The following is a 6,320-nucleotide window of genomic DNA, read 5'->3' on the forward strand; positions in this document are numbered from 1 at the left end:
GACTGTGGCGGTCGGGTCGTTGGACACCGCCCGCGAGACCCGCTCGCGCGGGCCCGCACTCAGCACCAGGAGCACGCCTCCCGCCGCCAGGAAGCCGGCCAGGAAGCCGGGCCAACGGAGCCGCATCCCGGCGGCGGCCGCGCTCGCGACGCGCACCCCCCGGCGGCCGAGGAGTTTGCCCGTGCGATAGGCCCAGGCGCCGCGGCGGCGGGCGCGCACCGGGCGCCCGGCCAGGTGGGCCTGGATGTCCGCGGCGAACTGCTCGGCCGTGGCATAGCGGCGGGCCGGCTCCTTGCGCAGCGCCTGGAGCACGACCGTGTCCAGGTCCCCCTCCAGTCTGCGGCGCAGTTGCTCGGACGCGCAGCCTCGGGCCCCGGCGAGCTGCTCAGCGGCGGGGCCCGCCGTCGGGGGACGGTCGGCCGCGCCCGGCTGCTTCACGGCCACCGACAGCAGCTCCGGCTGCTCCTCCAGGATCGCGCGCTCCACCTCCCCGGCTGTCCGGCCGGAAACCGGGAAGGGGTGGTGCCCCGAGAGCAGCCGGTAGAGCAGCACGCCCAGGGCATACACGTCGGTGGCCACAGAGATCGCCTCGCCCCGCACCTGCTCGGGGCTGGCGAAGTGCAGGGTCATGGGGCGCATGCCCGTGCCCGTCAGCTCGCTGGTCTGCGAGTGGATCTCCTGGCCGAGCAGCTTGGCGATGCCGAAGTCCAGCAGCTTCACGGCGCCCTCATCCGTGACCAGGATGTTAGAGGGCTTGAGGTCCCGGTGGATCACCAGGTTCCGGTGGGCGTAGTGTACGGCCGCGCACACCTGGAGGAAGAGCTCGAGACGAGCCTCGACGGAGAGGCGCCGCTCGTCGCAGTACTGTTCCAGGGGCGTGCCCTGCACGTACTCCATGACCAGGTAGGGGAGCCCCTCATCGGTCACGCCGCCGTCAAGCAGCCGGGCAATATGGGGGTGATCCAGTGTGGCCAGGATCTGGCGCTCCTGGAGGAAGCGGCGCAGCGCCGGGCGCGTGGCCAGGGCTTGCGGCACGAGCTTGAGGGCGACGTGCTCCGCGAAGCCGTTGTCCGCCCGTTCGGCCAGGTAGACCACACCCATGCCGCCCCGGCCAGCCTCGCTCAGCAGCCGGTAAGGCCCCACCCGGGCGCCCTCGGCGGGCGCGGGTGCAAGCGCCGGAAAGCTGGCGACCAGTGGGGCAGCGTAAATGGCCGCCGGCTCCTCCAGGAACGAGCCTGAGCGCTCGCAGCAGCGAAGCAGTTGCTCGACTTCGTGGCGCAGCTCGAGGTCGTCGGCGCAGGCGTTCTCGAGGAACGCTGCCCGCTCCCCCTCGGGCAGGTCCAGCGCGGCATCGAGCAGGCGCTCGACCGCCTGCCAGCGTGCGACATTCACGCTGCCCAAGCTGGGCTTCTCCCGCATCCAGGACCGGGACCGTCCTTTTGGCGGCGCCCAAAAGTTTCGAGGCGTGGTGTCATTCCGACCGAGCGAGCCCTTCGACGGAGTTTACCCTGAGCGAAGTGACACTCCACAATTCGCGGAGCGGTGCTAGGGCGCTGCGTCCCCGGAAAGTTCCCGGTATAGCCAGCCCCTGGCCTTGACCCAATCCCGGCGGACGGTCCGGGAAGTAACCCCCACCACGGCCGCCGTCTCCTCCTCGGTCAGCCCGCCGAAGAAGCGGCATTCGACGACCTGGGCGAGGCGCTCATCGAGAAGTGAGAGGCGCGCTATTGCGGAATCCAGGGCAATGAGGCTGTCGGCCCGCTCCTCGGCCAGGTGCAGGGCGTCTGTTACCCCCAACTCGAGCTGGCCGCCACCGCGCTTGGCCGCCTGCCGCCGGCGTGCGTAGTCCAGGAGGATGCGGCGCATGACCGTGGCTGCGACACCCAGGAAGTGAGCCCGGTCCTTCCACTGGACGCGCGTCTGGTCGACCAGCCGCAGGTAGGCCTCGTGGACCAGATCGGTCGTGCTCATGCTGTGGTCCGGCCGCTCCTGGGCGAGCTGGCGGTGAGCGATGCGCCGCAGCTCGTCATACACGGCGTCGACCAGCCGGTGCACGGAAGCCTGGTCGCCCGCCTGGGCGTCCAGCAGCAGGGTCGTGACGTAGTGCCGGGTGTCCATCCGAGCCCTTGTCCGGTTTCCCCGCTCTTTTTCGCGTTTCAACAAGGGAGAGGTAAGAAGCGCCAAGACGTGGAACCGGAGCGGCCGTGGAAGTTCAGCCATCGCGGAGCTCGCGGCGGCAGGGAAAGCCCTTGCCGTCACCGGGGAGCGCTGCGGCCAATTTAGAGCCGCTCCGTGGTCGCGTCCATAGGAGGAAGACATGAAAGACATGAGTAGGGTTGCAAAAGCCAAATCCGCTGGCCTCCTGGGCCGCGCCAAGATTCGCTGAGGGACTGCGGTGAAGAGGCCGATTTTCTTACTCCTGGCCGCTCTCCTGTCACTCGGGCTGCTGCTCCCTCGGCCGGCCACGGCCGAGCCCAAGTTGATTACCGAATGTCAGGCGGTCGAAGCGCCAGGCTCATACCTGGTGGCCAATAACCTCGAGAGCTCCGGTGACTGTCTGGTCATCCTGGCCGATTTTGTCTCGATCGACCTGGGCGGGTTTAGCCTGACAGGGCATAAGCCGCAACGAGCGGGCCCTTGGGCTGGGGTCACGGATCAGGGCTCGGACCGCCTGGGGATTACCGTGCGCAACGGCACGCTCAGGAACTTCAATATCGGCATCGACCTCAGCAAAACGGTCGGCGCCCGGGTTGAGGCGGTACACGTTGTTATCGACAGCGGCATCGGAGCTGATGGGATTCGGGTCGGCCCCGGCAGCGTCGTGACCGGCAATTTCGTCCGGGGCGGCAGCAATGCCGGGATCTTCGCCCTGGAGGGGAGTATCGTGACCGGCAACGCGGTCCGGAACCAGGGGGTCGTCGGGATCCACGCCCTGCACGGCAGCATCGTGTCCGGCAACACCCTCGTGGAAAACGCTCTGGGGATGCACGTCGAGTCAAGCGGCACGGTGACGGGCAACGCCGCTTACAAGAACAAGGACGGGATAGAGGTGCTCTGCCCCAGCACCGTCCTCGGGAACACGGCGGTCAGCTACGGCGAAAACTTGCGTCTCCTGCCCGGTTGGCCAGGGGCTCCTCCGTGCCATACTGGCCATAACGCTGCCCCCGCGCCGGCGCCGTGACCAGTCGGCCGGGGCTCGCATCCACGGCGCGGGCGGTGGCGCGAGCCTCGTCGTGGCAGTCGCCGCGCAAACCTTATCCACAGCGGTAGGGTGTCCCATGGCCAAGCGGATCACAAAACGCGGCCGGATCTGGGTGGCGGCTCTTCTTTCGATCTCGACTGCCGGATGCGACGGCGCGGACGACCTGGCGACCGGAATCCCAGCAGAGGCAGAAAGGGCGGGGCCTCCGGCGTTCTCGGCGGCGGCCGGGACCGGCCTCTGCGCCCCACCTGCGGCCAGCTTGCTGAGCTGGTGGCCGGGCGATGGCGACTTCAGCGACGCCGCCAGCGGGCGGAACGGGACAGCCGTGGGCTCGGTGCGCTTCGCCACGGCGGTGGTCGGCAAGGCCTTCGGGTTCAACGGCTCGAGCTACGTCAGTGTGGGGGATGACCCCGTCTGGACTCTGGGTACTGACGACTTCACGATCGCGGCCTGGGTGAACTTCAACAGCGTCGTGGGCAATCTGCCGGTTGCCGGGCACGACGAGGGGCCCGGCTTCCTGAACAAGTGGATCTTCTGGCGCGACCAGGGGGCGCTTCGGTTCCATGTGAACAGCCCGAGCCTGGGGCCGCAGGATGTAGTCGTCGCACCCTGGTCGCCCGCCGCGGGGCGCTGGTACCACGTGGCCGTCTCCCGCAGCGGCAACACGTTCCGCCTCCACATTGACGGCTCCGAGGTGGCCACGGCGACCTCGAGCATCTCGATCCCCGATCCCGCGTTCCCGCTCACCATCGGCCGGGCCGAGGGTGCTTTCCTGAACGGCTGGATCGACGAGCCCGCCATCCACAAGCGTGCCCTCACTCAGGCGGAGATCGCCACCATGTACGCGGCAGGGAGCAGCGGGACGTGCCAGGGCAGCGGCAGCGGGCCGTGCCTGGCGCGGCCCTCGAACCTCTTCGCCTGGTGGCCGGCGGAGGGGAACTTCGACGAGGTGGTAGCAGGCCGGAACGGCAGCTCGGTAAACGGCGTCGCCTTCGCCCCTGGCAAGGTGGGCCAGGCGTTCAGCTTCAACGGCACCAACCACGTCAGCGTGGCGGACGAGCCCGTGTGGACGCTGGGCAGCCGGGCCTTCACCATCGAGCTGTGGGTGAAGCTGAACCGGCCCGCCCAGGGGCGGGACGCGTTTATTGCCCACGACGAGGGGCCGGGCGAGCTGAACAAGTGGATCTTCTGGCAGGATGTGCGGGGGCACCAGGGTTTCAGCCCGGGGCCCCCGGGGCCGGCGCTGCGCTTCCACATCAACAGCCCCACCATGGATCCGCAGGACCCCGTCCAGGCGCCCTGGGTCCCGGTTACAGGCCGATGGTACCACGTGGCGGTGACGCGCAGCGGCAGCACCTATGTCCTGTACATCGACGGCGTGCGGGTGGCGGACTCGACCAACTCGATGCCGATCCCGGATCCTGCCTTCCCGCTGACGATCGGTAACGCCGAGGGGGGCAACTTCCTGGACGGTCAGGTCGATGATGGGCGCATCTACCTGGACCGCGCGCTTTCGGATGCCGAGATCAAGGCCATTTACGACGCCGGCGTCTTCGGCATGTGCTTGCAGCCGCCGCCGAACCAGCCGCCGGTGGCGAAGCCGGGCGGCCCGTACAGCGGCGCCGAGGGCTCATCCGTCAGCTTCGACGGCAGCGGGTCCTTCGATCCGGATGGCGATGCTCTCAGCTTTACCTGGGACTTCGGCGACGGCACCCCGCCCGGGAGCGGCGCCAAGCCCAGCCACGCCTATCAGGACAACGGCAGTTACACGGTCACGCTGACGGTGCAGGATCCCTTTGGTGCCACAGCCACGGCCACTGCTTCGGTGACTGTGGCGAACCTTGCGCCCACCGCGAGCTTCGCCAACGACGGACCGGTGGGCGAGGGGGCCGCGTTTACCCTTTCGCTGGGCGGCGCCACGGACCCCTCCGCCGTTGACCTCGCCGCCGGGCTGCAGTTCGCCTTCGATTGCGGCGACGGCTCCGGCTACGGCGCCCTGGGCACGGCCACGTCAGCAACCTGCCCCACCACCGACGATGCCACGCGCAACGTGCGGGGCAAGGTTCGGGACAAGGATGGCGGCGAGACCGAGTACACGGCCACCGTGGTCGTGAACAATGTCGCGCCATTGGTGAGTGCCATCCCGGGCGCTACGCTGATCAAGAACGAGACGTACACGGCTTCGGGCTCGTTCAGCGACCCGGGCGCCGACACCTGGGCGGCGACGGTCGACTACGGCGACGGCTCCGGCCCCCAGCCGCTGGCTCTGGTGGGGACCAGCTTCCAGTTGAGCCACAAGTACAAGACGCCCGGAACCTACGTCGTCACGGTCACCGTCACGGACGACGACGGCGGCTCGGGCACGGCGTCGGCTACGGTCGAGGTTCTGAAACCGGGGAAGGCGATCCAGCAATTGAGCGCGGCGGTCGACGCGCTGGTGGCGTCCGGCCAGCTCGCGGCTCCGCTGGCGGGCGGCCTGAAGGGCAAGCTGGCGGCAGCCGAAGCGCAGGCCGAGTTGGGCAACAACGCTGCCGCCAAGGCGTTGCTCCAGGCTTTCATCAAGCAGGTGGAGGGATTCGTGAAGGCGGGCAAACTGAGTGCTGCCGCAGCCCAGGGGCTGATCGATCAGGCCCAGCGGATTCTGGCCACGTTGTAGTGCGGCCTGCGCAGGCAGAACACCTCGCGGCGGTGCGGAGATGGCCGAAGATGGCCAAGTAGTGTACGGCGTTCCGGGGAAGTACGCGTTGCGCGGATCAGCCATAAGGCCTACTTTATGTTTTCAAACCGCATGGCCTCGCGTCCCAGAAGAGTGGTGCGGGCACGCACTCCGGCTGCGGTTCTCTCGAGAAAACTCGCAATCGGTCCCGCTGTGGCGCCATCAACCCTCGGAGGTGGCGCAATGAAGCGTTTCTGGAAGCCTCTCCTTTTCTGCACGGCACTCCTTGCGGCCTCGTGCGGCGGCGATGACGGCACCGGCCCGGCTACACCGACGCCCGCCCAGCTCAACAAGGTCAGCGGCGATGGCCAGACGGGGACGGTCGCCCGGGCGCTGGGTGCCGCGCTCGTCGCTTCCGTAGCGGCCGCGAACGGGAGCCCGCTGAGCGGCGTCACCGTGACC

The 6,320-nt window shown here is 68.7% G+C and carries 5 protein-coding genes; 3 read left to right on the forward strand and 2 right to left on the reverse strand.

Features of this window, described 5'->3' with window-relative positions; translation table 11 throughout:
* Nucleotides 1-1,419, reverse strand: a 1,419-nt coding sequence (locus HY703_06210; GenBank protein MBI4544766.1) for a serine/threonine protein kinase, incomplete at its 3' end; no start/stop codon positions are given.
* A 126-nt stretch (nucleotides 1,420-1,545) separates the two neighbouring features.
* On the reverse strand, nucleotides 1,546-2,118 hold the full coding sequence (locus tag HY703_06215; GenBank protein MBI4544767.1) for a sigma-70 family RNA polymerase sigma factor: 573 nt from the start codon (nucleotides 2,116-2,118) through the stop codon (nucleotides 1,546-1,548).
* Between the two features lie 277 nt (nucleotides 2,119-2,395).
* Here HY703_06215 and HY703_06220 point away from each other — a divergent pair, with 277 nt between their 5' ends.
* From HY703_06220 to HY703_06230, 3 genes are all read left to right on the forward strand, one after another.
* Nucleotides 2,396-3,181 carry a hypothetical protein gene (locus HY703_06220; GenBank protein ID MBI4544768.1) on the forward strand — a complete coding sequence of 262 codons (786 nt, stop codon included), beginning with the start codon at nucleotides 2,396-2,398 and terminating at the stop codon, nucleotides 3,179-3,181.
* A gap of 97 nt (nucleotides 3,182-3,278) precedes the next feature.
* Nucleotides 3,279-5,858: a PKD domain-containing protein gene (locus HY703_06225; GenBank protein ID MBI4544769.1), complete on the forward strand. Its 2,580-nt coding sequence runs from the start codon at nucleotides 3,279-3,281 to the stop codon at nucleotides 5,856-5,858.
* A gap of 243 nt (nucleotides 5,859-6,101) precedes the next feature.
* Nucleotides 6,102-6,320: hypothetical protein (locus tag HY703_06230; GenBank protein MBI4544770.1), on the forward strand; the 219-nt coding region annotated here is incomplete at its 3' end.

Source organism: Gemmatimonadota bacterium (genome assembly GCA_016209965.1).
GTDB lineage: Bacteria > Gemmatimonadota > Gemmatimonadetes > Longimicrobiales > RSA9 > JACQVE01.

What these genes read in the sequence shown, in the direction of transcription:
- HY703_06225 (MBI4544769.1), top strand. Translation starts at nt 3,279, where the DNA reads ATGGCCAAGCGGATCACAAAACGCGGCCGGATCTGGGTGGCGGCTCTT.
- HY703_06215 (MBI4544767.1), bottom strand. Translation starts at nt 2,118, where the DNA reads ATGGACACCCGGCACTACGTCACGACCCTGCTGCTGGACGCCCAGGCG.